We start from the raw sequence: 25,612 nt of genomic DNA on the forward strand, positions 1-25,612 counted from the left end.
GGGGAGGGGGTGTGGGGAAGTAGGGTGGCAGGGCAGTCATGTACGCCGCTGCCCCCCCCCCCCCCCCCCCCCCCCCCCCCCCCCCCCCCCGCGCTGGCGGCTCCCGGACCGGGTCTTTACGGACGCCGGTCATGGCGATGGCGTTGCGATGGAGCTGGTCGAGCGGTAGAGCGGTCGAACTGGTCGAGCCGGCATTTCGGTGGAGCTGGTGGAGCTGGTGGAGCTGGTGGGACTCCGGATCAGTGCGCGGCCGCGCGGGCCATCGCACCGGTCCGGCGCGGCTGCAGCGGGACGCTGCTCGCCGTGGCCCGGGCCGGCGGTGCCGGAGCGCGGTCACGGCGTGGCTGCGCAGCCACACCGTTCTGGACGTCCATCACGGCATGCGCCACGAGTCCGCCCATCGGGTCGTGCCGGATCAGGTCCCGCAGCCGGGACCTGGACGACCGCCCCTCGTTGCCGGGGTACAGGTGCTTGCCGAGTCCGACCGCGTGGGCCAGTGCGGCGAGCGCCGCGGTCCGCGGGTCCGGCGGGACGCCGGTGCGGATCGCACTGTCGAGCCGGGCTCGGATCTCCCGGCTGATCTCCGTGTCCGTCGCCTGGTAGCGAGTCGTCGGCAACACCCCGCACATCTGTCCCGCGACGGCATGAACCATGCCGCACCGCTCCAGGTGCGCGAGGTAAATCTGACGGAGCCCCAGTCGGGGTCCGCCGATCCAGTGGACGGCCCGAACCGGGCTGCCGCGCCTGCGCAGCAGTTCCAGTGCGGAGTCCAGAGTCGGATCTCCTGTCGGCCGTGGCATCACCACGGCGATACGATCCCCATCAGGGGCTATCCGTCCTGCCAGAGCCAGCTCCACTAGCTGTGCCCCGGCCAGGCCGAGGTCGAGCGACTGCGGCTGCGCCGTGGTACCCGTGGCCGGGTCCAAGGCGAGCAGCAGAAGCTCCTCCGGAATTGTTCTGCGGCTCCTGCCCATCCATGCCTCCCCGCGTGGATGAGTGACAGGGTGACGCCTCTCACATTCATCTGTCGAGAGCGCGTGGCCGCTTTGTGGGGGAACCCGCAGCTATGTCGTTCTCGTCTAGCACGGGGGCGATGCTCCCGAGACGGGACACTGTTAGACATTCGGACAGCCGGACGTGGCGGCGATGGAGGAGGAACGGTGGCGGGCGAGTCCCCCGACAAGTCGGTAGATGAAGGTGCGCCGGGGGCGGCGAAGTCGTCCGCGGAGCGTGATCCGAGGCTGTCCGTGTTCCGGCCGAGGGATCCCGAGGACGGTGTCGCCGGCGCCGGCGAAGCAGGTGTCGCGGCCGAGGCCGAAGTTGAGGCCGCGGTTGAGGCCGAGGGCGAGCGCGAGGTCGTAGCTGAAGCGGCGGCCGAAGCCGAGGTGGAAGCCGAGGCCGAGGTCGAGGCTGGTGTCGAGCCCGAGCCGGATGCCGAGCCGGATGCCGAGCCCGAACCCGAGCCGGATGCCGAGCCCGAGACCGAGCCCGAGGTCGAGACCGACGCCGGCAAGCCGGATCCGCTGCGCGAGGCGGTGGCGGCGTGGGTTGCCACGGCTGACGACGCCGATGCGGATGCCGATCCGGACGAGCCCGGCGCCGACGCGTCGGTCAGTGCGGATTCCGCTTCCGCTTCTGCTGCCGACTCGGCCGATGAGGTGAAGGCCGAGGAGCCGGCGGACAGTGAGCGCACTGCCGTGTTCCGTGCGGTGAAGCCTGCTTCCGCTTCCGGTTCTGCCGCAGACTCGGCCGACGAGGTGAAGGCCGAAGAGCCTGCCGACAGTGAGCGCACCGCCGTTTTCCGTGCAGTGAAGCTGGATTCCGCTCCGGCTTCGGAGAAGCCGAAGCCGAAGGCCGAGCAGCCCGTCGACAGCGAGCAGACGGCGGTCTTCCGGGTCCCGAAGCCGGATTCCGTTTCCGAGCAGCCGGCCGACAGTGAGCGCACCGCGGTCTTCCGGGTTCCGAGGCCGGACAACGTGAAGCCGGACGCCGTGAAGCCCGCGCTGACCAAGCCCGCGCCCGCCAAGCCCGCAACGTCCAAGCCGGCAACGCCCAAGCCCGCAACGCCCAAGCCCGCGCCCGCCGAGCCCGCGGCGCCCAAGGGCAGCACCTTCGTGCCGCTGCGCCCCGAGGGCGAGGGCGCCGCGCCGAAGCCCGAGGCCGGGCAGCAGCCGAAGGCGTCGCGCCCTGTCGCGCCGCCGCCGGCCGCCGCCGACCGGACCGAGCGGACCACGCAGCAGCCGCTGCCGCCCCGGCCGCCGCTCGACATGCTGGCCGACCTCACGAACAACCCGCCCCCGCCGCCGAGCCCGATGCGCACCGCCGTCCGGCGGTTCAAGATCTACGCCCCGCTCGTCGTGGTCCTGGCGATCGTCCTCGGCATCGTCCAGCTGGTGCGCCCGCTGCCCGAGCCGAAGCTCGTGATGACCGCGAAGTCCTCGTACACCTTCGGCGGCTCCAAGCCCGAGCTGCCCTGGCCCGGCGAGGGGCAGGCCTACATGGCCGCCGCGGGCCTCGGCACGCTCGGCCAGTCCGGCGAGCAGAAGCCGGTGCCGATCGCGAGCGTCACCAAGTCGATGACGGCGTACATCATCCTGCGCGACCACCCCATCAAGAAGGGTGAGCAGGGTCAGATGATCGACGTCGACAAGACGGCCGAGACCGAGGGCAAGAAGAACGACTCGGTCAACAACGAGTCCACCCTCGACACGGTCAAGGAGGGCGACAAGATCTCGGAGTACGACGCGATCGCCGCCCTCATGATCCCGTCGGCCAACAACATCGCGCGGCTGCTCGCGCGCTGGGACTCCGGTTCCCAGGAGGCGTTCGTCAAGAAGATGAACGACACCGCCAAGGAACTCGGCATGACCAACACCACGTACACGGACCCCTCGGGTCTGGACGCGACCACGGTGAGCACCGCCGAGGACCAGGTGAAGCTGGGCCTGAAGCTCGTCGAGATCGAGACGCTGCTGGACATCACCAAGAAGCCCAGCTGGGTCGACCCGTCGGGCAAGAGCTGGCGGAACTGGAACGGCCTGGTCCCGTACAACGACTCGCTCGGCATCAAGACCGGTACGACGACCAAGGCGGGCGGAAACCTCCTCTTCGCCGCGCAGAAGAAGGTCGGCAACACCAACCAGCTGATCGTCGGGGCCGTCCTCGGCCAGCACAAGTCGCCGATCATCGACAGCGTGCTCGCCGCGAGCAAGCAGCTCATGATCGCGACCCAGAAGTCCCTCGAGGGCGCGCCCGTCGTGAAGAAGGGCCAAGTCGTCGGGTACGTGGACGACGGACTCGGCGGCCGGACGCCCGTCGTGGCCACCGCCGACGTGCAGGCGGTCGGCTGGGCCTCGCTCACCGTGAACGTGAAGCTCGCGGACGGCGGCGGCAAGATCCCGCAGACCGCGAAGGCCGGTACCGAGATCGGTGTGCTGACGGTCGGTGAGGGTGCCAGCCAGGTGAAGGTGCCGGTGGCGCTGCAGAGCGACCTCGCCGCGCCGGGCCTCGGGAGCAAGCTGACGCGCGTCGGCTGAGTGCAGGTGAGAGCGTGGATCCGGCGCCCCGGGCAACCTCGGGGCGCCGGACCGCGTCTTGGGACCGGGACGTGTGCGGGTGTGGACTCATGTGTTGGGGAGTGCGGCAGTGACCACCGCTGAGCAGCAGGGCCGGCGCCGGGAGGCCAGCGCGCCGGCCGCCGATGGCGAAGCCGACGGGGGCGGCTCCGAGCCTGCTGCCGCCGCCGTAGGCGGCGCCGACGCCGCCACGCGGCCCCGCGGTCCCGTCCGGGCCGGTCTCGACTGGGCCCTGCGGCACCCGGTGACCGTCGCCACCGTCCTCGCCGGGGTGCTGCACGTCGTCTGGTTCTTCAGCTTCGCCAACAGCGGCGGCGACCTCGCCGCGCAGGACGCCTGGGCCGAGTTCGTCGGCCGCCATCCCGACTCGGCGTACAACCTCGCCTGGTACGGCGGCATGCACCCCGTCTCGTACAGCGTGGTCTCGCCGTACGTCATGCACGTGCTCGGTGTCCGGACCACGATGATGATCGCGGGCACCGTCTCGGCCGGGCTGCTCGCGCTGATCCTGACCCGCTGCCGCAGGGCCGTGCGCGAGCCGCTGTGGCCCGCCCTGGCCGGGGTGTACGGGCTGCTCTGCAACGCCCTGTCGGGCCGCGTCACCTTCGGCCTCGGCGCGATGTTCGCGCTCGGCGCGGTCGCCGCCGTCTTCTGCTGGCCCCGCAAGTGGTCGCAGCGGCGCTGGGCCAAGGCCGCGGTGGCGGCTCCGCTGGCCGGGATCGCGACCGCCGCCAGCCCGGTGGCCGGGCTGTTCCTCGGGGTGGTCGCGGCCGCGCTGTTCCTGAGCCGGCGGCGCCCGGGTGCGTACGCGCTGGGGCTGGCTCCGGTGGCCGTGGTCGGGCTGTCGGCGTGGCTGTTCCCGTTCTCAGGGACGCAGCCGATGAAGCTGGGCTCGGCCGGGCTGCCGTTCGTGTTCGCGCTGCTGATCCTGTTCCTCGTGCCGAAGCGGTGGAAGACGGTCCGGATCGCCTCGGCCGTCTATGCCGTCGGGGTCTTCCTGACCTGGGCGATCGACTCCCAAGTCGGTTCGAACGTCACCCGGCTGGTGATGCTGTTCGGCGGGGCCGTGCTGCTCGCGGCCCTCCCGTACGAGGTCCCGCGCTCGCGGCGCTGGTACGGGGTGCTGCTCGCCTTCGTGGGCATGAACGCCTGGATCACCGGCAACAGCATCACGGACATCGTCCGCACCACCCCGGTGGCCGCCTGGAACCGGGAGCTGGCCCCGCTCGTCGACCAGCTCCAGAAGGCGGGCGCCGACCGCGGCCGGGTCGAGGTGGTCCCGGCCAGCAGCCACCGCGAGTCCTCCGCCTTCCCCTCGTACGTGAACCTCGCGCGCGGCTGGAACCGGCAGGCCGACCTGGAGCGCAATCCGCTCTTCTACGACGACACCCTCGATGCCGACAGCTACCGGGCCTGGCTGGAGCGCTGGGCCGTGCACTACGTGGTGCTGCCCGCCGACAAACCCGACTCGGGCGGGGAGGACGAGGCGAAGCTGGTGCGCGAGGGGCTCCCGTACCTCCAGCAGGTGTGGGGCGACACGAACTGGCAGCTGTTCAAGGTCCACGAACCGACGGACCTCGTGGCCGGGCCCGCGACCGTGGTGCGGGCGAGCGCCGACCGGCTGGTCATCGACGTGAAGCAGGCCGGGCGGGTGCTGGTGCGGATCCCGCACTCGCCGTGGCTGGGGCTGGTGGACGGGGCGGGGAAGCCGGTCGCGCCGCCGCAGGAGACCTTCGCCTCGAAGGCGCGGGGCGGGAGCGGCAGCGCCCTTCCGAAGCAGTACGGGAACACGGCCGGGTGCCTGTTCAAGGCCGCTCCGGACGAGGCCGGCGACGTGTGGACGGAGCTGCTGGCCCCGGCGCCGGGGGAGTACCGGGTGGCGGCGAAGTACCAGTTGCCGCGGGGGACGCCGTGCCCGGAGGAGCTGATCTACGCCACGCTGGGGCCGTCGGAGCGGCCGGCGCCGCCCCGGCCTTGATCCAGAATCCTTTACGTCCGGTCCGGGTGCGTTGCCCGGCATATCTGCATACGATCCCAGTAGTCCGATTGGGTGCTTCTTTGAGGAGTTGACGACGGGATGAACAAAGAGCAGAAGCAGGACGTCCGGGCGGCCATCGCGAAGGCGCAGGAGCAGGCACAGCCGCCGCGCGCGCCGGGTCACGGCTTCAGTGGACCGGTGCGGAGCAAGGTCAAGGGCGGACTGCACACGAAGGCCGCGCTCAAGCGGGCCGGCACTCCGCAGGGCGACCGTATCGGTGAGCGCAGCAGTGGCCTGAGCTGACCCCCGCGCGGGGAAGCGCATTCGAGGTGGCACAGCCCTTCCGGGTCCGACCGGGAGGGCTTCGTGCATCGTGGCGCGGCTCCTGCCCCTTTGCCCCTGCCCCTTTGCCTCCCGCCCCTCTGCCTGGCGCCTCGCGACAGCTTCGCCGGGGAGCGGCCGGGCAACCGTTACATTCCCGACGGAATACCCACACGCGGCCCTCGTAACGTCATGTGCCATGACCAGCGCCCTTGCCCCCGTCCGCCCCCGTCGCCGCACCCACCGCACCCGCCGCGCCCTGGCCGCCTCCGCCCTCGCCGCCCTGGTCTGCGGGGGCCTCGCGGCGTGCGGCGGCGGGGCGAAGCTGCCGCCGGACCCCAAGGTCGGCAGTACGGTCGCCCCGGTGGCCGACACCGGCGACACCGGCGGCGCCGCCCCGGCCCTGCCCCGGTCCAGGCCGACCGGAATGAAGATCGACGCGGCCGGTGTGGACGCGAAGAAGATGGTCGACCTCACGGTGGACGCGGACTCCGGCGAGCTCGGCGTGCCGAACGCCGACACCGACGCCGACAGCCCCGGCTGGTGGACCGAGGGGGTCACCCCGGGCGAGAAGGGCGTCTCGGTCCTCGTCGCGCACTTCGACACCAAGCACGGCCCGGCGCTGATGAAGGACGTCAAGAAGATCCAGCTCGGGGACCTCGTCGAGGTGCCGCGCGAGGACGGGACGACGGCCAAGTTCAAGATCCGCGAGATCGAGGACGTGAACAAGAAGGACTTCCCGACCGACAAGGTCTACGGGCGCACCGACCGGCCCGAGCTTCGCCTGCTGACGTGCGGCGGCGAGCTGAAGGACGGCCACCGCACCAACAACGTGATCTTCTACGCGGACCTGGTGGCCTGATCCCTCCGGTCGGTGGTCGTGATCCCGCCTGCCGGCCGCCGGGGCTGGCGCATTACGGTGGCCTGACCGAGGACCGACAGGCCTTGAGGATCATGAACGGGGAGCTCCACTGATGAGAGTGCGGCTGCGCCTGCCCGCGTGGACCTCGACCCTGACCTGGAAGGCCGCGGTCTTCATCACCCTCATGTGCTGCGGGCTGGCGGCGCTGCTCGGCGGCCTCGTGCACAGCGCCATGACCCGCCAGACCGTCGGCACCGCCCGCGAGAAGGCGCTGGTCAAGCTGGAGCGCACCATCCAGGCCTACGAGACCGGCGCGCGCATGCCGCGCGGCGAGGGCATCGACCCCGCAGGCCTGCCCCCGGAGCTGCGCGCCCTGGCCGTCGGCGGCAAGCGCGGCACGGCCGTCGGCGAGCACCGCGGGCGCTCCGCGATGTGGGCGGCGGGGCCCGCCGCCGACGACACCGCGATAGCCGTGTCCGTGGACTTCCGCGCCAGCGAGCGCACCATCGCCGAACTGGACCGGGCCATCCTCGGCTCCTCGGTGCTCGCGATCGGCGGCACCCTCCTCATGGGCGCGTTCGGCGTCACCCGGATCACCCGGCGGCTGCACCTGACGGCGCAGGTGGCCCGCCGGATCAGCGCCGGCGACCTGGACGCCCGGGTCGGCGACAGCCCGCGGAACAAGGACGAGGTGGCGGCGGTCTCCCGGGCCCTGGACACCATGGCCTCGTCGCTGCAGCGCAAGCTCGAAGCGGAACAGCGGTTCACCGCGGACGTCGCGCACGAGCTCCGCACCCCGCTGACGGGCCTGAACGCGGCCGCCGAGCTCCTGCCGCCGGGCCGCCCGGCCGAGCTCGTACGGGACCGGGTGCGGGCCATGCGCGCGCTGACCGAGGACCTGCTGGAGATCTCCCGGCTGGACACGCGCAGCGAACGCGTGGAGCTGGAGACGTGCGACCTGGCCGACGTGGCGGCGCGCACGATCCGCGCCTCCGGCACCGACACGGCCTTGACGGTGGTCTCCCGGCTGCGGGTGGAGACGGACCGGCGCCGCCTGGAGCGGATCCTGGGCAACCTCGTGGCCAACGCGCACAGCCACGGCGCGGCCCCGGTCACGGTCACCGTGGACGGCCGGACCCTGACCGTGGCCGACTCGGGACCCGGCTACCCGGAGTACCTCCTCACGACCGGCCCGCAGCGGTTCCGTACGGAGGGCATGAACAAGGGCCACGGGCTGGGCCTGACCATCGCCGCGGGCCAGGCACGGGCCCTCGGCGCCACCCTCGCCTTCCGCAACCGGGAGGCGGACGGCGGCGCCGAGGCCCGGGTCACACTCCCAGGGCCCGCAGTACCGGGAGCAACTCCTTCTCCTCGTTGTCGAGATGAGCCTCCAGCTCCCGGCTCATCCGGTTCACGCGCTCACTGAACCCGGCGCCCGGCGCGTCCAGGGCGCGTACCAGTTCCCCTTCGAGCTGCGCGATGAGCTCGTGCTCGACGGTCATGCGCTGGATGAACTCCCGCATCTGCGGGGCCTTTTGCTCCAGGAGGGGGAAGAGACCGCCGTTCTCGCCCTCGTGGTGGGACTCCAGCGAGTGGCAGAACGCCAGGCAGTGCTGGCGCAGTTGAAGCCCGAGCGAGGCGATGGGCCCCCCGCGCGCCTCCTCCTCGGCGGCGAGCTCCCGTACGAGGGCCAGCTCGGACCGCAGCCAGCCGTGGATGTTGAGCAGCCTTCCGGCCAACCCGGCTTCGTCCGTGACGGGTTCGGGGGTCCGGTGGAGCGCCACGACGGGTATCACCCGCTCGGTCTTGGCCTGGTACTCGCCGTATCCGGGCGCCTCCCGTGCGACGTGCGCGAACAGCTCGTCCCGCCGCGCCCCTTCGACGGGCACGGCGACGGCCTCGTAGGTGGTGGTCCCGGTCTCGACTTGTACGAGGGGGCGTGCGAGCAGGTTGTGGTACCAGGCGGGATGCCGGTCGGCCCCGGCCGCGGAGGCGACGACGAGCGGCTGCCCGTCCTTGCCCTCCGCGGTTAAGAGCCCCAGCGGGACGGTGTGCTGCTTGAGTGACTTGGCCCCGGTGGTGGTGAGCAGGATCAGGTCGGAGCCTTCGAAGGGCCCGCCGACCTTGCCGGCGTTGGCCCGGAACTCTTCGATGATGCTGTGATTGAAAGATGACACGGAGTGTGGATTCCTCACGGTGTGTGCGCGTGCGTCGGCAGCGGAACAACTGGGGGAGATCACCCGTGACCGGCGGCGTGCAAGCCCTTGGGCACGGTCCTTGAGAAACGGATGCCCGCGCAGCCACCGCCCGGCCCCCATCCCTGTGGGCGGCGCCACACGACACCTGGATCATAAAATCACAACAAGACGAGGCCCCCCAGCCTGAATCGGCTGGGGGGCCTCGGATGTGTGCCCTCGGCAGGATTCGAACCTGCGACACCGGCTTTAGGAGAGCCGTGCTCTATCCCCTGAGCTACGAAGGCGGGGTCTGTCGAAAAGCATGTCCGAGACGAGCTTACCGGCAGGGTGCGGTGACCTGGCTGTGAGGCCGGGCCGCCGCGGTCAGTGTAGCGGGTGGTGCTTGATCCGCATCTGCGATTCACGGCGCCTGGTGATCACCGGCGGCGCACCGGCGGGGCCGTCAGGGAGCGGGCGCACCACGCTGCCGGTGTGAGGTCGATCATGGTGCAGGTGGTGCCCCCGTCGTCGCGGCGGGGTGTCGCGCTCGGGCCACCGCCCTCGACGGGTGTTGCCGGCGTCGGGGTCGACGCGAAGTTCCCGGGAGTGATCGACCGGGAAGGCCGCAACTCGCAACCAGAGCGGCAAAAGCGCCATTACCGTGCTGGAACCTCAAATTCTCTTGGTGCATAAATCCGGCGATCTTCCCGCGGATTGATCCTCACTTGACTGGCCGTCCCCGCCCCCCCATCGTTCCCGTCGAACGTCCGCGCGATCGGCGGACACAGCGGGAGGATGAGTAGCCCCTCAATGTTCAGATTCAGACCCATTTCGGCTGAGGTGCAGCCAAAGTCGGCCAGTAGAGGACGTGTTGTCCCTCTGGCCGCTCTGGTCGCCACCAGCGCGCTGAGCCTCGGAATGCTCGGCGCCCCCGGCGCTCACGCCGCACAGGGATCGTCAACTCCCTCAGCCGGGTCACCCGCCGACGCGAAGCCGGCCCTGACGGCGCTGCAGCAGGGCATAGTGGACGCCCGGGCCAAGGCCAAGTCGACCGGCAAGCCCGCGGTGGTCGACGCCATGACCACCGAAACCTCGCTGACCGTCATCAACCCGGACGGCACGGCCAGCACCACCGACAACACCCATGCCGTGCGCACCAAGCGCGGCAAGTCCTGGGCGGCACTCGACGCCACGCTGCGCAAGAACTCCGACGGCACGCTGAGCCCGGCCGTCGGCCCCGTGGGGATCACGTTCTCCGGCGGCGGTTCCGGCCCGATGGCGACGATCACCACGGCGGACGGCAAGAAGCTCGCCGTCTCCGCACCGTTCGCCCTGACCACACCCGTTCTGGACGGCGCGAGCGCCACCTACCCGAACGTGCTGCCGGACGTGGACCTGAAGCTCACGGCCCTGCCGGCCGGAGGCTGGCGTGACGTCATCGTCGTCAAGACGGCCGAGGCGGCGGCGGACCCCCGTCTGAAGAACCTCCACTTCCCCGTCGGAGTCAGCGGGCTGAAGGTCTCCACCGACTCCGCGGGAAACATCAGCCTCAAGGACGACAGCGGCAAGGTCCGGCTGCACGCCCCCACCCCGCTCCAGTGGGACTCGACGCCGGCGGCTCCCACGCCTCCCAAGGTCAGCTCGAAGTTCACCACACGCGGTGGGCCGTCGGCCGCGCCCGGAGTGAGCGCACCCGACCCCGCGCTCGACGCCTCCACCGCGGACCGCCCGGGCCCCGGGGCGAAGGAGTCCCCGATCGCGGTCCGGGCCGACGAACACGGCATCGACCTGACGCCCGACCCGGCCACCTTCGGCAAGGGCACCGGACCCTGGTACATCGACCCCAGCATCAGCGCCGACAGCGGCGCCGCGCACTCCGCGCAGGTGCAGGAGTACCACCCCAACACCTCGTACTACGACGCGATCAGCTCCCTGGGCACCGGGTACTGCGGATACAGCGACTGCACCGGCTACGGCCGCGAGCGCGCCTACTTCGCCATCAACATCAACCCGGCGATCTACACCCAGCCGAGCGGCGCCCCGGCCCCGCCGACCGTCTACGGCTCGACGCTGTACGCGAACGTGGACGGCGCGTCCAGCGGCACCAACACCCCGCTCGGCCTCTACTGGACCGGCGGCATCTCCAACGGAGTGACCTGGAACACCCAGCCGTGCAACGGCGGCGGCACCTTCGGCGGCTGCTCCAAGGTGGGCGGCTCGGACTGGATCACCGGCATCGGACCCATCGCCTTCGACGTGTCCGCCCACATGAAGCAGGCGGCCGCCCAGAAGTGGGCCACTTGGACCGTCGGCATCGCGCCCGACGACGAGAACAACAAGTACTACCGGCACCACATCGCCAACAACCCGCACATCACGACCAACTACGACCTCCAGCCCAGCATCTGGTGGCCGCGGACCAGCCCGAGCTCCGGCTTCGCGAACGCCGACACCAAGGGCAACCCGGCGAGCTACGACTGCACCAGCGGCGGCGCGCAGGCGTGGACCAACCCGGGGTGGATCGGCGCGAACCAGAGCGTCGTACTGAGCGCCAACAACTGGTCCCCGTCCGGGATGAACCTGTGGACCAACTTCCGCATGTGGGACGACAACGAGTCCGCCAACGGCTGGTCGGGCAGGTCCTCGTGGCAGGGGAGCTACAACACCGCCCAGGTCGCCGTCCCCGAATCGGTACTGAAGGACGGCCACCAGTTCGGCTGGACGGCCAACGCCTACGACGCTGACCCGATCGCGAACGGCCTCGGCTCCGCCGACTCCTCCTGGTGCTACTTCCGCGTCGACCGGACCGCACCGACCGTGAGCGTCAGCTCCGCACAGTTCCCGCCGTCCGGCTCGCCGGCCCCCAACCCCGTGGTGTACGCCAACCAGCAGGGCACCTTCACCCTCGGCGGTTCCGATCCCGTACCCACCGGCGCTGCGGCCTCCGGCCTCGCCTGCTTCAAGGTCAGCACCAGCTCGACCCCGGTCACCGGCTGGCGCTGCAACGACGCGGGTGTCGTGGTGCCCGACGCCGCCACGGGCAAGGGCACGTACAAGTACACCCCCGGCACCTGGGGCACCAACACCCTCTACGTGCAGGCGCAGGACAACGCCGGCAACTACAGCCAGCCCTACGCGTACAACTTCTACGCGCCCTGGAACCAGGCGAGCACCCCGGTGTTCGGCGACGTGACCGGTGACGGCAAGCCCGACATCACGGTCCCGGACGGCACCGGCAACCTGCGCGTGGTCCAGAACACCGGCGACCCGGCCAACGCGGGCTGGATCGGCGGCCCCGCCGCCATCTCGCCCACCGGCACCTGGAACGGCCTGCAGGTCACCCACCGCGCCTCGCTGCGCGGCCAGGTCCCGGTCGACGACCTGATCGTGCACGAGCCCGGCGGCGCGCAGATGCTGCTCTACACCAACGACGGTCACGGCAACTACACCCAGCGCACCCCGTTCTACCCCAACGGCACCACGCAGGCGCAGGTCACCTGCGTCGACACCGCCGGAGCGCCGGTGGTGGCGGGACAGCCGAGCGGCTGCCCGGCCGGTGTCGGCTGGGACTGGTCCCAGGTGAGCCAGGTCCTCGCGCTCGGCACCCCCGACGGCGAGACCACCACCCCCCTCAGCAAGACCTCGCTGGCCGTCGTGATCAACGGCTCGCTCTGGCTGATCCCGCCGGGCAGCGGCGCGGCGGTCCTGCTCAAGAAGACCGACACCCAGCTGTCCTCCCTCCCGTGGGACGGCTCCAACAACACCGACGGCTACGACCTGATCGGTCCCGGCCCGGCCAACGGCACCAGCTCCTGGACCGTGGGCGGGACGAACTACACGGCCAAGCAGGCGACCCTGTGGGCCCGTAACCGCAAGACCGGCCAGATCCTGGCCTACCCGATCACCAAGAACCCCACCACCGGCGTCACCGACTACACGGCCCTCGCCGACCCGACCAAGGGCGCCGTCATCGCCACCGGCGTCGACACGACGGCCTACCCCGTGGTCGGATCCGTGGGTGACTTCGACGGCGACGGCGTCGCCGACCTCTACGCGCAGACCGCGGACGGCAGGATCGTCGTCAAGGCGGGCGTCGTCGGGGACCCGGTGGGCAAGCCCGGCAAGGTGACCGCCCTCGCGGCCACCGCCGCCACCATCGGAGACCCGCGCGGTCCGCTCGGCCGGTTCCCGCTCGCCGGGCCCACCAGCGCCACCGACACCACGCACACGCCCGACCTGACGGGCCGCAACCCGGCCACGATCAAGGGCGACGTGGCATTCGCCCCCGCCACCCTCGGCGGCGCCGCCACCAGCGCGGCGGTCTTCAACGCCGCCGCGGGCACCACGAACAACGGCGAGGTCGGCTCCGCAGTGGTGGTGGACACCGCCAAGTCGTTCACCGTCACCGCGTGGGCCAAGGCGGATCAGCTGACCGACGGCGTGGTCCTCAGCCAGGACGGCAAGTCGACCAGCAACTTCATGATCTGGCCGGCCACCTTCTCGCCCGGGGTCACCAACTGGACCTTCGCCATGTCCAAGACGGACTCGGGCTGGGAGTACGACCACACCAACCCGGTCGGCAACGCGGACGCCAAGAACAACGCGGCCGCCCGCGTGCAGCAGGGCGCCTGGACGAAGCTGACCGCCAGCTTCGACGCGACCACCGGTCAGATGGCCCTGTACGTGAACGGGGCCCTGGCCTCGACCGGAGTGCACACCAGCACGATGGCACCGACGGGCTCGCTCGTCGTCGGCCGGTACTTCAACGCGGGCAAGGGCAGCAACCCGTTCAAGGGCGCCGTCGCGGATGTCGCGCTCTACCCCTTCGCGACCGTCCCGGGCAGCACCGCGGGGCCGCTGGTCTCCGGACTGAGCGCCGCCAAGTGCCTCGACGAGAACGGCGGCGTCGCCACCCCCGGCGCCCGCGTCCAGATCTTCGACTGCAACGGCTCGACCGCCCAGAAGTGGACCTTCCGGGCCGACGGCACCGTCGGCCTTCCCTTCGGGGGCTGCATGGACGCCACCAACTCGGGCCGTGACAACGGCACGCCCATCCAGTGGAACACCTGCTGGGGCACCGCCCAGACCAACCCCGCCCAGCAGTTCCTGCCGCGCGCCGACGGGAGTCTCTACAACCCGGTCTCCCGCCGCTGCGTGGATGTCCCGAACGGGAACGTCACGAACGGCACCCAGGTGGTGCTGTGGGACTGCAACGGCAGCCCCACCAACCAGTACTGGGGGATCACCCCCAACTCCTGACCCGAGAGGCCAGGGCGCGAGGCGGTCCACCGTCGTGGGCCGTCTCGCGCCGGGAAGAAAACTCAGAGCAGCGACCACCGCCGTCTACGACATGGATCGCCCAGAACTCAGAGAAGCCCCAGAACCTCGGCACTCCACCCCAGCGAATTTGGCGAATGCCAACCTGGACGGCCACCGGTAACGGCAAGATCGCGCCCTTCGGAAAACGCGTCGCGATACGAGTCCCCGAGAGCAAGGACTCGCTGAATCAGTGCCCTTGCCTCATCGAGCAATCCCCGGCTCACCAGAAACTCCAGTAGATCCTGCCCAAAGCCGGTTGGGCGAAGAAGTGCCTCCGGGGCCATGGCAACCAAAGTCTCAGGGGCCTCAGATGCGCTGAACCATGGCAATGCAACGTCTCTTACTTGCTCGCACAACCTATCGATGGCCGCAAGTCGATCGGCAGGGTGAGTGACAATCGCCGTAGGCTCCCGGGAAATATCCAGGAAGCTGGTGACACACACAATCCCCTCTACGGCTTCAGGGCGCTCAACCGTGCGGCTGGCATGAGACCGCCTCCACGCTTTGAGCTCTTCATCGAAAACTTCGAGGCTTACGATGCTGAACTGAATCAGGTGCCCGGCCTTGTTCCAGTGACTGCCTTCAAGCCGCATGCGCTCAAGTCGTCCATCAAGGTGACGTTCCAGGCTGGTTCGGCCTTTGAGCCAACGGAAGCCGTCCTGCTCCAACCGGTGCGCCATCCACTCGCCGGCAGCCAGAACGACTTCCTTGGGGGCTTCAAGTCCGATCAGCCGGTCAGCCAGATGCGCCGCCGAACGCCCCTGCTCATTGATACCCATGACCCTCATTATGTCGCATCCATCAAAGCCTACGCAGCGGAGCCACCCACTGCCGGACGGGTAAAACTCGACAAAAATGGGCCCGGAGCGCCTCACGCTCCGGGCCCATTCTCAATCAAGGGCTACATACGCCACACGTCCAATGGTCGATCTCCAGAGGCATCGTCATCCGGTCACCATTCTTGAATCCATACGATTCAAGCTTGCTTGTGCCGAGGATCGCCCCGCCGTTAGTGAGTTCCGGATACCCGACACTTTGATTATCTGTAACGGTACCCGTATTCACCTTGGATTCGATTGCCACCCAGTTGCCGCTCGGATTCCTCGCGACAAAGTCTGCAATGAAGACGTCACCATTGCTGTTGACGAATCGCACCTGCGGCGTGATGTCGGTGTACCCACCGGTCTGGAGTCGATTGAGCGATGCCGCTTCACCGATTGCACCGTGCGGAATTCCATCGACAGGGCAATTTCCGACGTTGTGCACCAGTACCGGCGTATTGCCTGCCAGCACGTAGAACGTGTGGAGTTCGGCGACCGTCAGGTTCAGCATGTCCGCAGCACCCTGCACGACCGCGGTGCCCGCGACGTAGACGCGGGTGTTCGCCGCGGTCTTCAGCGCGTCGCCGGTCAGTAGTTCGCCAGCGGGAATCCACCGCTCGCGGGTGTCGTTCCAGAACGGGTGTTTCGCCGTCGTGTGCACGACGGAGGACTGGCCGTCCGCGGTGGTGACCGTGAGGTCGATCAGATCCTCGTCGTGGTTGACGTGAACCGCTGTGACCTCGCGACCGCCGACATGCTCGCCGGTTGTGGGGTCAGCCGCTTCGACCTGATCGCCCTCGTCGATCTCACCAATGGGTTTCGACTCACCGCCTTCGAGCAGGACGGGAGTATCAGGGGAGAAGCTGCAGCCACCCAGCCCACCCATCTTCACCCCGGCGTACGAGGTGGCAGCGCCGACAGCCAGGCTCAGGGCGAGTGCGCCCTTGTCCTCGCAGTCGGTTGCGCACTGTGAGGCGAGTCCGGACAGCGCCCCGACCGCCACCGCACACGTGACGCCCGTCTCCGGGCACAGAGCCGCGCCCACGAGTCCTACGAGCAGTCCGGCGAGGTGTCCCTTGGAAGCGTCCCAGAGATCCTTGAGGGTCGCGGGTCCGTAGATCGCGATCTTCGCCCAATGCATGAGCGCGTTGTACGCGTGTGTACCTTCCTTGTTCCAGTCCTCCGGATCATTTTTCTTGATCATCTCTAGGTGTGCCTTGAATTGCTCCAGGCGCTCCTTGGGGACCGACTCCAGGATCGTGTGCATGACCGTCTTCGACGGCGTCGTGCTGGTCTTCCCGTTGCCGTTGCTCGGAGTGATCGTGTAGGCGACCGAACCGTCGTTGTTGTAACAGGTCAGACCGGCGCACCCGGGGTGCATGTCGGCCCAGGCCGACGTCGGGTCCATCGAGCAGCTGTCGCAGAACATGCCGCTCGGGTCACTGCTGTTGACGGGGTCGTTGTTGCTGTAGGCGTAGCCGTTCCACTGCTGCGGGTTGCCCGGAGCGATGATCGGGTCGGGGTTGAGGAACCTTCCGTGGACGGGATCGTATTCGCGGGCGCCGAGGTTGGTCAGGCCGGTGGCCGGATCCAGCGTGCCGCCGACGAAGCCCTTGTCGCCGGCCCAGCTACCGGGCGCGGGCTGGGTGCCGCGCGGGTTGCCGAACGGGTCCGTCGGGCGCCGGGTGACCGTCTGCGCGGCGTCGGTGTCGATCTGGACGCTGCCCGTGCCGTGCGGGTCGGCCGCCTGGTAGACGAGCTTGCCCCCGCCGGTGGGCGCTGTGACACGGGTGATGGTGATGCCACCGGACGAGCCGTAGTAGCGCACGTCGGTCATCGAGGCCGAGGCGGTGTCGAGGGTGAGCTCGTCATCGCCGAGGTTGAGCGTGGTCTTGCCCGGGTTGCGGCGGATCAGCTGGTTTCCGTCGGCGTCGTACAGGTACGAGGTTCCCTGGGCCTGACCGGTCTTGGAGACCGAGGCGAGCTTGTCCTCCCCGTTCCAGGTGAGTGAGGTCGTGCCACTCGTGTCGGTGATGCTCGTGGTGTTGCCCTGCGCGTCGTACTGGTAGGTGGACGCGACGGTCCCGCTCGCCGACTTCGTCGACGTGGACAGCAGGCCGTGGGGCCCGCCCGTGCCGCCGCCCGTGTTCGGGGCGTTGGTCGGGGTGTTGACGGACTTCGGCGCGCCGAAGGTCTGGGTCGTGGTGATGTCGTTGGCCGTCACACCGGTGACATTGTGCTGAACCAGTGAGGTCCGGTTGCCCGTCGCGTCGTAGCCGTAGCTCTGCCAGTACGGCGCGGGGCCGCCCACGGTCGGTTTGGCCGGAGTGCCCGTCCAGGCCGGGCCTCCCGCGTTGTTGCAACCACCGATCCCGGGGACGGATGGTGCGGCGTTGGTCTTGGTGCCGGCGGTGTCGGTCCAGGCGTTGGTGAGCCGACCGAGGTAGTCGTAGGTGAAGCACTGCAGGTCGGTCGCGGAACCGTTCTGCACGTCCTTCACCGAGGTGATCTGACCGGCCGGGTTGTAGGTGTAGGCGGTCTGGTCGAGCGAGGTGGTGCCGCTCTGCCGGTCCAGGAAGGAATTGACCAGCCGTCCGGTTGCCCAGTCGTACTGCTGGGTCGAGACGACCTGCGTACCCCAGTCGCCCACCGTCGTGCGGGTGGGTCGTCCCAGGGCGTCGTACTGGACGTCCGTCACCAGGGTGCTGTTGCCACTGGAGGCGATCAGCAGACCGGTGTTGCCGTAGAGGTAGTACACCTCCTCGGCCGGAAGGCCGCCCATCGCCGGCAGGACGGTGTGGTCCAGCGACCCGAGGACCGGCGTGTAGACGTTGCTCGTCGTGTAGGTACCGGCGAGCGCGCCCTCCTTGGCGGGAATGGTCACGCTGGTGCCCAGGATCCGGTACCTCGCGTCGTACCCGGTGACGGCCTGCGTGTAGGCGTCGCCCGAGGCCCCGCCGATGTAGCGGGTGGAGGAGGCGGGCCGGCCCTTGCCGTTCGGGACCGTGTCGTACTTCCAGCCCGCGAGCTGGTTCGCGGGCGCCACGCTCCCCGTGAAGAGTCCCGTCTTGCGGCCCAGCACGTCGTACGAGTACGCGAGCGTGTTGCCCCTCGCGTCCACGGTCGAGGCGATGCGCGAGTTCACGTCGTACGTGGTGCTGCTCGTACCCGTGTCAGGGTCGGTAGCCGACGTCTGACGCCCCAGGAAGTCGTACGTGTACGTCCACTTGTTGCCCGCGGAGTCGGTACGGCCGGTCTGCTGACCGCCAGGGGCGTAGGTGTAGGCGGTGACGTCGGCGTCCGCCGCGTTGCCCGTCGCCGAGCTGCCGCGGTACTGCCACAGTTGCGTCATGTTCCCGCGGAGGTCCATGACCGTGCTGGTCGGAGCCTTGCCCTGCGGCGGTACCGAGTCGACGCGGTCCACGCCGGGATAGGCGGACGTGGACACCCACTGCTGCTGTCCGTAGGACATGAACGCGTCAGTGGTCTTGCGGCCCATGCCGTCGTAGGTGAACCAGTTCTGCGCCGGGACCTGCGAGTCCTGCGGGGCGAAGACCTGCCCGTTCGGCTGGTTCGCGGCGTCGTAGTACGGTGCGGACGTCTTGACGACCCAGCCGTGCGAGTCGTAGACCGTATCCGCTACCAGACGGCCCGCGCCGCCGGTCGCGATCGTCGACTGGCTCTGCCGCACCCGGCCGAGCCCGTCATACAGCTCGTTCTTGGTCGAGTAGGTACCGTCCTCGTTGATCGTTTGTGACGTCACCACCGAAGGCGCCGTGATGCCGTTGATCGCATAGGCATACTTGAGGTTCGCGCCGAGGTTGGTGGCCCGGTCGGGGTGCCACACATCGGTCACTCGGCCCAGGGCGTCGTACTTCATGGTCGTGGCGCGCCCGTTCTGGTCGGTGGCGACCAGCGGCAGGCTGCGGCCCGGATCGAACGTCTGGGACCTGGTCCAGGCCGCTCCGGTCGGTCCGGTCAGGGTGACCAGGGTGGGAATCGCCCCGGTCGCCGGGACGAACGCCGTCGTCGCGCTCACGCCGTCAGGACCGACGGTCGAGACCGCACGGCCATAGGCGTCGAACGAGGCGGTGGCCGGCTGGCCGTACTGCGGCTGCCCATTGCCGTCGTAGGAGATGAGCTCGCGCGAGGAGGTCACATCACCCGTGGCACCCGCCTGGCCGAACGGCAGGCCGTCGTAGAACGACTGGCTGGCCTTGACGGTGTTGGCCGCGGTCGCGGCGGTCCCGCACGCACCGGTGATCGACGACTGCTCGGAGAGCAGCGTGCGGATCAGAGGGTTGGTGCTGGTCGCGTAGGTGTTGGTGGTGCAGATCTCGGGCGTGGTCGGGGTGCCGTCGCCCTTGTCGTCCACCTGGACCGCCCGGTTGCCGTTTGCCGGATCGTAGGTGGTCACCGAGCTGGTGGTTCGCCAGGAGCCGCTGGCCAGCTTGGCCCAGGCGGTCTCGGTGGTGCTGGTGCTCGCGTAGCGGGCGACCAGGTCGGGCATGCCGTTCTGCTGCTTGTGCGTCGCCGTCACCGAGTCGTTCGACGCGACGGTGGAGGCCGCATTGATGACGGCGCCGCCGGCCTTGTCGTAGCTCTGGTTGCCGAGCACGCTGCCCGCGCGCCACTTGTCGTCCGTCACCGTCGTCGCGGCAGCGCCGGGGTAGGGGGTGAAGGAGACGGAGACATTGCGGGCAGTGCCGTTGGCGAGGTAGTCGCCGTGCATGCCCCGCAAGAAGGTGCTGACCTGCTGGGTCTTCGGTGCCTCACCGGTGTTGCCGCTGCCGGTCGTCGTGGTGACCATCTGGTAGCCCCGGAAGTTGTCCCAGGTGCGGACCTTGGGGTCGACGAACTCGCCGTCGTTGCGGTGCCAGGCGGCGCCGCCCCCGTACGCGTAGTTGGTCGACTTGGTCAGAGTGGTGCCGGTGACCGCGTCCTGTTCGGTGACGGCCGTCACCAGGTACTTGTTGAACCAGTCGTTCACCGGTTCCGTCGACGAGGACCCCGGCAGGTACCAGTGCACGGGCATGCACGCCATCGAGTTGGTGTCCTCGGCGGACGGCATGTGACTGCTGACCCGCGAGCATTCCGCGTCCGCGTAGATCACGTTGATCTGGCCGCCGGTCTCGGTCGCGATCTGCTGGATCCGCGGCCGGTAGAAGGCGGGCTGCGCGGGCACCAGGCCGTCGACCCGGTTGGCCAGTTGACGAGCGGTGAACGACACGGCGGGCAGTTGCTTCGCTGTCTGCCCGTTGGTGCCGGTGCGCTGGATCGACGACAGCCACAGGGACGGCTTGGTGCCATCGCCCGGGTCCGGGAACGTGTGCTTCAGGGCCCATTCGTCGACCGTCGTGTAGCTCGTGCCGACCAGCACCTGCGTGCTGATCTTCGAGAGCATCAGGGGAGACCAGAACGTCGGCGAATTCTTGGTGCACGTTCCGCTCGACGCACACGCCTGGTCCAGCGGCGAGTCCGGCCAGTTCGTCTGGTTCGCCACGACGCGCTGGGCCGTCGTGCACGTCACCGATCCCGAGGCCTTGCAGCGCTCTTCGGTCGAGAAGAGCACCTTCGAGGCCGGCTTCACGGTGCCGTTCGCGGCGACCTGCTCCGGCAGGCGCTGACCGTACGCGATCTGCGTGACCTCGGACGCCCGGACGTAGGCGGTCAGCGTGCCGGTGCCGCCGTTCTGGCCGCCGCCACGGTTGTAGTAGTTCAGATCGCGCTGGTAGTTGTAGGTGACCAGGTTCTGGTGGGTGTCCACGACGTAGTCGAGGTTCCAGCGCCAGGCCTCCCGGCACCAGGACGCCGTGCCGGTCGTGGAGCTGTAGCAGTGGTCGCCGCTCTTCGGCGAGTACACCGGCACGTAGGCGACCGAGTTGGTCGCCGGGTCACTGTTGTTGCCGCCCGGCAGGTGGTTCCGGCCAAAGTAGTACTGGATCCCGTCCGAGGTCGTGAGCCGCCAGTACTCGCCGCCCCGCGCCTCGTTGGTGGCGCCGGTGAGCTGCTCGATCTTGGAGCCCTCGTCACCCTGCAGGTGCCAGGCACCCGTCGCGTCGTCGCGCACCAGGGTTCCGGAGTGGCCGCTCAGGCTCAGGACCGCGTTCTGCCCCGCCCAGCACTGGTCACCGGAACCGGTGATGCCGGCCTTGTCGCAGGGGCGGTACGAACGCTCGATGAAACCGGGCTCGTATCCCCAGCCCTCACCGACCCACGAAGCCTGCGCGTTCTGGGCCGAGGTCTTCCCGTCCGCACTCGACGAGTCGTAGGACAGCGCCACCTTCGGACCGGATCCACCGATCGAGGCCGGGGTCTGAATCGGGTACGAGTAGGTGAAGTTACCCACGTTCGTACCGGCGCCCCATGCGTTCGACGGGGAGAGCGGCGAGGCCGCGTAGTCGCCCATCGCGCCACCGGACGTCGAGGTCGCGGCCAGCACCATGGTGGACGGTGCGGCCGCGGGCGCCTCGACGTACCGGGGCTGCGCGTCCTGGCTGCCGCTCGCGGCCAGCAGGGTGCTCTTCATGGGTGCCTTGCCCAAGGTGACGGGCAACGTGACCTGTGCGGCCAGCACACCCGTCTTCGGGTCCACGCGGGAGGCCACCGGAGTCTGCTTCTGGCACTCAGCCCTCTGCGGCGTCGTCAGCGCGCACTCCGGAAGGGCCACGAGACCGGCCCGATCGGCCCATCCGGCGCCCTGAAGGGCCTTCAGGTCCAGGGCGACCTTCACATGGTGGTCACCCGAGGTGGCATCGGTGTCCGTCAGAGCCACCACCGGACCGGGCGCACCCGCGGCATTGCCCCGGCTGCTCTCCACTACTTCGACCTTGACCGATTTGGCGGAACTGCGCTCGCCTTGCGCCACCTTGACCGGCAATTTCCCGGCCTGAACCGGCTTCGCGTCCGGCAGGGCAACGGTCGCCGATCCGGTCGGCGCCGCCTTGGGTGTGGTGGCGGGCTTCCACTCGCCCGGTACGGGATATTTCGGCGCCGCCAACTTTCCCGGTTTCAGGTTCTTCCCCTTGACCGACTTCTGCCCCGAAATCGGTGTATTGGGCGGCGACCACACCTCCCCGTGCCGCTTCGCCGCGAACGCCTCGGTCGGCGGAACCATCAACAACGTTATGATCATGGACAGAACGCCAATAAGAGACACGGATCTGTATCTCCGTCTCAGCGATCTACCGTCCGGCGTCTGTATACGCCAAGCCCCCACGAGCATCTCTCCAATGGATACGTGGCCATGAAGTCGCACAGTCATGCGACTTGCCGGGGAGACCGTAGCGCGGGCACGGCCAAGCTTTCATCGCGCGTCTCACCGACAACCCGCCTGACCAGCCGAATCATTGGGGTGCCGACAGGAAAATGCGGCTATGTCCACCACCTGTGCAATGACAGGCACGCCCCAGGAGTGCAGACTGTGGTCGGCTTATCGGGCCGGCGACTTGCCGCGATTTCTCACGTGATCAGCGAAATGGGGGATTCTTGTCCGGGACCATCGTGATGCGCGCGGAACAGCCGGGGCTCGGCCGGGCAGGGACGTTCGGCGTGGTCGTCGGCAAAGTGACGGTCGGCCAGGTCGACCAGGGGGCCACCGCACGGTTCCCCGTGCCCGTCGGCACCCACACCGTTCGGGTCGCCGGGAAGGATCGCACCCGTTCCAACACCGTCACCGTGGACGTGACGGAGGGGCAGGACGTCCTGGTCGCGGCCCAGGGGACCGGGCTGAAAGCCGCCATCCTGCTTCCGCTCCTGGCCGGCATCTCGGTCCCCGGGCTCTACGTCGTGGCCTCCATGCTGCTGATCGGCGCGCTGTTCTACGCCGTCCCCGGCCTGCTGTTCCGGGTGCGGGTCGTCGGCGGCGCCGGGCGCCGGAGCGCTCAGGGCGCCGAGCCCGCGGAAGAGGAGCACGGCGGGACCGGCCTGTGGTGGGAGACGGACCCGGCACTCGCCAAGCGGTTCCGCAAGGGTTCCTCGTGACGGCTCCCGCGCCCAACCGCGCCTGGGGCACCAAGCAGTGACACCACTTCCAGGGGTGGCCACAAAGATTCGGCGGCTGCGTTGTGAGCCACTGACATGCACCCGAACGTAGCGTCCGTGCATGGCGGTGCACGGTGTCAGGTCTTGAAGTGTCGTACGCCTCTTCGCCGGATGACTCGCGAGGGTAAAGCGCGAGTTCCCGGGCGTGAGGGGCCAACCCGGCCATTACCGAATGGTACTTGGCGGTGCCTTAAGAGTTGTACTGGAGCAAATCCAGCCCTCCGTGAGGGCCGTCGTCGCAGGTCTAAGCTCATCGAGCGACATCGCAATGGGTCGAAGCGAGGAGCGATCGATGGCCCCTGGAAACGGTGCCCCGAGCCCGCGGGGCAGCAGGCGGCACCTGGGCAACGGCCATGCCGCCACTGTTTGCGCATGCCCTGCGAGGGGGCCGCGTTCGGAAGCCGATTGCCGCCACCCTCACTGCGTGGCGCGACGGGAGAGCGAACGGATCGAGCGGCTGCTGAGGCCCCTGAAGGTATGGCTGTGGATTCTGGGGAGCGCCGCTCTGCTCCTCGGAGCAGCCGTAGGCCTCCTGGTGCTGCTCGGACACGCGGACGCGGCTGCCCCGCTCGCCGCCTTGACCGGGACGTGCGGGGTCTGCTTCATCGGCCTGCTCGCCTACAGGGGCCACAAGCGGATGGAGTTGCACAAGCGCTCCGACGCATCCGATCTTTCGTGACGGCCATCGCCCCGGGGGCGGCCCGTGCGGCCGCCCCCGGGGCTCGGTCGGTCAGAGCTCGTCGTACAGGCCGAACATGTCGACCACCAGGTCGGTGGGCTGCCAGCTGCGGTTCCAGAAGTCGATGACGCCGTTCTTGCCGGTGCTCGCCTGGACCAGGTTCGGGACGGTCGCGCCCTTCGTCCAGTTCAGGTTGGAGGAGTTCGGCGGGGTGGGCGTGATCTGGGTGCCCTTGTCGTACTGGGACTTGGTGTTGGGGTCCGGGGAAACCGTGAGGTGACCGTTGCCCTCGGTGTTGGTGACCGTCGTGTTCAGGACGTAGCCCTTGATCGAGAGGTCGTGCGCACCGAGCGCGAGGTGCTCGTAGTCCTGGCCGGCGAGCTTGAAGCTCCAGTCGCGCGTGTCGTACAGCCGCGTCGGCGTGACGGGCAGGTAGGCGGCCTTGCTGCCGGGGCTGTAGTAGCCGACGACGTCCACGATCACGTCGGCCGGGCTCCAGGAGCCGTTACGGATGTTGATCTTGCCGTCCGGACCGACCGGCACGATCACCGAGTTGGCGACCGTCTGGCCGGCGGTGAAGTTCACGTTGGACGTGGACGGCGCCTGCTGTCCGCCCGGGAAGACGGTCAGGTGGCCGGAGTTCCAGGGGTTGGTGACCGTGACGTTGAGGGCCACCGCGGTGACGCCCTGGTACGGCACACCGGCGTGGCCGGCGATCGGGACGGCGAAGGTGCTCTGGCCGGCGACCTGGCCCGCGGCGGTGCCCAGCCCCTCCCGGCTGTCGACGACGCGGTACGGGTCCAGCGAGGTGTAGCCGCTGGCGACGGCGCGGGTGAAGTACCCCGTGACGTCCGCGATCAGGTCCACGGTCCCCGAGCTGCGGTTGGCCAGCTCGACGTAGCCGTCCGCTCCGACCGGCACGATCGTCATGTTCGGAACGGTCTGCCCCGCGACGAAGTTGACGTTCGAGGTGATCGGCCGGTCCGTACCCGCCGGGTACGCCGTGATGTGCCCGCCGGCGGCGGTGTTGGTGGCGGTGAGGTTGAGGGCCACGGCGGTCACGCCGGCCGGGATGCCGCTGTTGCCGCCGACCTTCACGCGGGTCGTGCCGTACGGGGCGACGGCCCCGGCGCTCGCAGCGCCGGTTCCGTCGCGGGTGTCCAGCAGCCGGGTCGGGGCGTGCGGGGTGAACTTGGTGCCGACCGTGGTGACCTCCACGCTGTTGGTGGCGGTGACGTTGCTCCGCAGGTCCTTCACGGTGACGGTGACCGTGCGGGTGCCGAGCTCGCTGTACACGTGCGTCGTCTTGACGAAGTCGCTGTCGGTGACCAGGTCGGAATCGGTCTTGCCGTCACCCCAGTTGATCTCGACCGTGATCGGGGTGGCGACGCTGGTGTAGACGTAGGACGTCAGCTCGATGCCGTACGTGCTGATGCCGCGGGCGGAGAGGTCGACTCCGAGGTCCGGGTTGTCCACCGCGCTCCCCGCCGCCTGCTGGGCCGAGGCGCCCTTGCGGACGGAACGTTCCTTCGGGCTGTGGAAGGTGGCGCCCTGCGCCGCCGCGGCCTTGGCGGCGGCCTCGGCCTTCGCGGAGCCGCTCTCGGCGGTGACGCCGGGAGTGCGGCCCGCGGACGGGCCGGCCGCCTGTGCGGTGCTCGGAACGAAACCAATCGCTGCCGCGACGACGGCAGCGGAAATCATGATGCGGTGACGGTGCACCGGCCCCCCCGGGTTGATTGAACACGTTCAATGATCATGGTCAAGCTACACACCTCCGACGCCGGTGCCGGTCAGGGGGGTTGCGGGCAAGATCAGACCTGGCTGAAAATCGCCGCAA

13 protein-coding genes and 1 tRNA gene are annotated in these 25,612 nt (G+C 69.3%); 8 read left to right on the forward strand and 6 right to left on the reverse strand.

Annotated features, from left to right (window positions below; all coding sequences use genetic code 11):
• Positions 1 to 239: 239 nt before the first annotated feature.
• Entirely contained in the window at positions 240 to 974 is a 735-nt protein-coding gene (locus ACZ45T_RS13685; RefSeq protein ID WP_030390041.1) for a GOLPH3/VPS74 family protein, read from the reverse strand.
• A 186-nt stretch (positions 975 to 1,160) separates the two neighbouring features.
• Between ACZ45T_RS13685 and ACZ45T_RS13690 the strand changes: the two genes are divergently transcribed.
• From ACZ45T_RS13690 to ACZ45T_RS13710, 5 genes are all read left to right on the forward strand, one after another.
• Positions 1,161 to 3,536: a D-alanyl-D-alanine carboxypeptidase family protein gene (locus ACZ45T_RS13690; protein ID WP_468440700.1), complete on the forward strand. Its 2,376-nt coding sequence runs from the start codon at positions 1,161 to 1,163 to the stop codon at positions 3,534 to 3,536.
• Between the two features lie 109 nt (positions 3,537 to 3,645).
• On the forward strand, positions 3,646 to 5,553 hold the full coding sequence (locus ACZ45T_RS13695) for an MFS transporter (protein ID WP_468440701.1): 1,908 nt from the start codon (positions 3,646 to 3,648) through the stop codon (positions 5,551 to 5,553).
• Between the two features lie 99 nt (positions 5,554 to 5,652).
• Complete coding sequence (locus ACZ45T_RS13700; RefSeq protein ID WP_468440703.1) at positions 5,653 to 5,856, forward strand: hypothetical protein; 204 nt, start codon at positions 5,653 to 5,655, stop codon at positions 5,854 to 5,856.
• A gap of 217 nt (positions 5,857 to 6,073) precedes the next feature.
• Complete coding sequence (locus ACZ45T_RS13705) at positions 6,074 to 6,736, forward strand: sortase domain-containing protein (protein ID WP_468440705.1); 663 nt, start codon at positions 6,074 to 6,076, stop codon at positions 6,734 to 6,736.
• A gap of 112 nt (positions 6,737 to 6,848) precedes the next feature.
• The gene (locus tag ACZ45T_RS13710; RefSeq protein ID WP_468440707.1) at positions 6,849 to 8,162 is read left to right on the forward strand and encodes an ATP-binding protein; all 1,314 of its coding nucleotides are present in this window, start codon (positions 6,849 to 6,851) and stop codon (positions 8,160 to 8,162) included.
• Here the strand turns inward: ACZ45T_RS13710 and ACZ45T_RS13715 are convergent.
• Together ACZ45T_RS13715 and ACZ45T_RS13720 are read right to left on the reverse strand one after the other, a co-directional pair.
• Entirely contained in the window at positions 8,065 to 8,913 is an 849-nt protein-coding gene (locus tag ACZ45T_RS13715) for a nitroreductase/quinone reductase family protein (protein WP_468440709.1), read from the reverse strand. The two genes, ACZ45T_RS13710 and ACZ45T_RS13715, sit on opposite strands and share 98 nt — an antisense overlap.
• Before the next feature lie 232 nt (positions 8,914 to 9,145).
• A tRNA-Arg gene (locus ACZ45T_RS13720) sits at positions 9,146 to 9,218 on the reverse strand.
• Between the two features lie 613 nt (positions 9,219 to 9,831).
• Between ACZ45T_RS13720 and ACZ45T_RS13725 the strand changes: the two genes are divergently transcribed.
• On the forward strand, positions 9,832 to 14,172 hold the full coding sequence (locus ACZ45T_RS13725) for a ricin-type beta-trefoil lectin domain protein (protein WP_468440711.1): 4,341 nt from the start codon (positions 9,832 to 9,834) through the stop codon (positions 14,170 to 14,172).
• Positions 14,173 to 14,279: 107 nt separating this feature from the next.
• Here the strand turns inward: ACZ45T_RS13725 and ACZ45T_RS13730 are convergent, their stop codons facing one another.
• A complete protein-coding gene (locus ACZ45T_RS13730; RefSeq protein WP_468440713.1) occupies positions 14,280 to 15,011 on the reverse strand; it encodes a hypothetical protein in 732 nt (243 codons plus the stop codon).
• 115 nt (positions 15,012 to 15,126) lie between these two features.
• Positions 15,127 to 22,188: an RHS repeat-associated core domain-containing protein gene (locus ACZ45T_RS13735; RefSeq protein WP_468440715.1), complete on the reverse strand. Its 7,062-nt coding sequence runs from the start codon at positions 22,186 to 22,188 to the stop codon at positions 15,127 to 15,129.
• A gap of 353 nt (positions 22,189 to 22,541) precedes the next feature.
• On the opposite strand from ACZ45T_RS13735, the gene ACZ45T_RS13740 reads away from it, so the two are divergent.
• Positions 22,542 to 23,036, forward strand: coding sequence for a hypothetical protein (locus tag ACZ45T_RS13740; RefSeq protein WP_468440717.1), 495 nt, complete (start codon positions 22,542 to 22,544; stop codon positions 23,034 to 23,036).
• A 484-nt stretch (positions 23,037 to 23,520) separates the two neighbouring features.
• Complete coding sequence (locus ACZ45T_RS13745) at positions 23,521 to 23,775, forward strand: hypothetical protein (RefSeq protein ID WP_468440719.1); 255 nt, start codon at positions 23,521 to 23,523, stop codon at positions 23,773 to 23,775.
• Between the two features lie 51 nt (positions 23,776 to 23,826).
• On the opposite strand, the gene ACZ45T_RS13750 is transcribed toward ACZ45T_RS13745, so the two are convergent.
• Positions 23,827 to 25,476 (reverse strand): hypothetical protein, encoded by a 1,650-nt coding sequence (locus ACZ45T_RS13750; protein ID WP_468440721.1) that lies wholly within the window; start codon positions 25,474 to 25,476, stop codon positions 23,827 to 23,829.
• Positions 25,477 to 25,612: the final 136 nt, after the last annotated feature.

This window comes from Streptomyces sp. NPDC030995, from assembly GCF_055571215.1.

Bases quoted from the DNA above. Each gene is read 5' to 3' on its own strand.
- ACZ45T_RS13685 (WP_030390041.1), bottom strand. From the start codon at position 974: ATGGGCAGGAGCCGCAGAACAATTCCGGAGGAGCTTCTGCTGCTCGCC.
- ACZ45T_RS13700 (WP_468440703.1), top strand. From the start codon at position 5,653: ATGAACAAAGAGCAGAAGCAGGACGTCCGGGCGGCCATCGCGAAGGCG.
- ACZ45T_RS13705 (WP_468440705.1), top strand. From the start codon at position 6,074: ATGACCAGCGCCCTTGCCCCCGTCCGCCCCCGTCGCCGCACCCACCGC.
- ACZ45T_RS13710 (WP_468440707.1), top strand. From the start codon at position 6,849: ATGAGAGTGCGGCTGCGCCTGCCCGCGTGGACCTCGACCCTGACCTGG.
- ACZ45T_RS13725 (WP_468440711.1), top strand. From the start codon at position 9,832: ATGCTCGGCGCCCCCGGCGCTCACGCCGCACAGGGATCGTCAACTCCC.
- ACZ45T_RS13730 (WP_468440713.1), bottom strand. From the start codon at position 15,011: ATGGGTATCAATGAGCAGGGGCGTTCGGCGGCGCATCTGGCTGACCGG.
- ACZ45T_RS13735 (WP_468440715.1), bottom strand. From the start codon at position 22,188: ATGATCATAACGTTGTTGATGGTTCCGCCGACCGAGGCGTTCGCGGCG.
- ACZ45T_RS13750 (WP_468440721.1), bottom strand. From the start codon at position 25,476: ATGATTTCCGCTGCCGTCGTCGCGGCAGCGATTGGTTTCGTTCCGAGC.